This is a genomic window from Mycobacterium sp. E183, from assembly GCF_001667735.1.
GTDB lineage: Bacteria > Actinomycetota > Actinomycetes > Mycobacteriales > Mycobacteriaceae > Mycobacterium.
Genome location: NZ_LZJN01000085.1, coordinates 1 through 758 on the forward strand (window position 1 = coordinate 1; position 758 = coordinate 758).

The following is a 758-nucleotide window of genomic DNA, read 5'->3' on the forward strand; positions in this document are numbered from 1 at the left end:
GGCGCGGCCCTGGCCGTTGGTGTTGTCCACGAAGGCGCCCAGCGGCGAGCTGCAGCCGGTCTGACGCCACGAGCCGGAACCGTCGAGCGAAAGCCCAAGCGAGCAAACGTAATTCGACCGCCGCCCGAGCGTCATCCGCCCGTTATCTAAATTGACAGTGTGACGGATGTGACTGATGATGTTTATGTTGTATTCAGATCCGGGCGGAAAGGGCGATCGTGCTGACCCGAGGCGCCAGCTTGCGCCGGCTGGTGGCCGGCTGCACCGCCATCGTCGCCGGCATTGTCCTCGCGTGCACCACCGGACAGCCGGTCGCGCACGCCGCCGACGGCCGCGATCTGCTGGCCAACGCCATCAACACCACCAAGGGCTCCTACCTGGTCTATAACTTCGGTCCCGGCCATCCCGCACCGATGCTCAACGCCGGTGGCAGCTGGTACGAGATGAACAACGGCGGCCACCTGATGATCATCAAGAACGCCGCGGGCCGGCTTTCGCCCCACCTGCTGGTCGACACGCACCAGGGCGATCAGGCGCGCTGCGAGAACAACCCCGGCGCCCGCACCGGCGAGGGCCTCTGGCAGGCGTCGGAACTCTATGCGCCGCTGCAGGCGTGGCAGCGAATGGGCCAGCCCACGATCGCGATCAACGCGAACTTCTTCGACGTACGCGGTCAGAAAGCCGGCTCGTGGCGTCAGACCGGCTGCAGCTCGCCGCTGGGCGCCTTCGTGGACAACACCAACGGCCAGGGCCGCGCC

2 pseudogenes are annotated in these 758 nt (G+C 66.9%); one reads left to right on the plus strand and one right to left on the minus strand.

The features are described 5' to 3' along the window. Nucleotides 1–78: pseudogene (locus tag A5691_RS28580) on the minus strand (hypothetical protein); the annotation flags it as partial. A gap of 113 nt (nucleotides 79–191) precedes the next feature. Here A5691_RS28580 and A5691_RS08645 point away from each other — a divergent pair. After that, a pseudogene (locus tag A5691_RS08645) lies at nucleotides 192–758 on the plus strand (hypothetical protein); the annotation flags it as partial.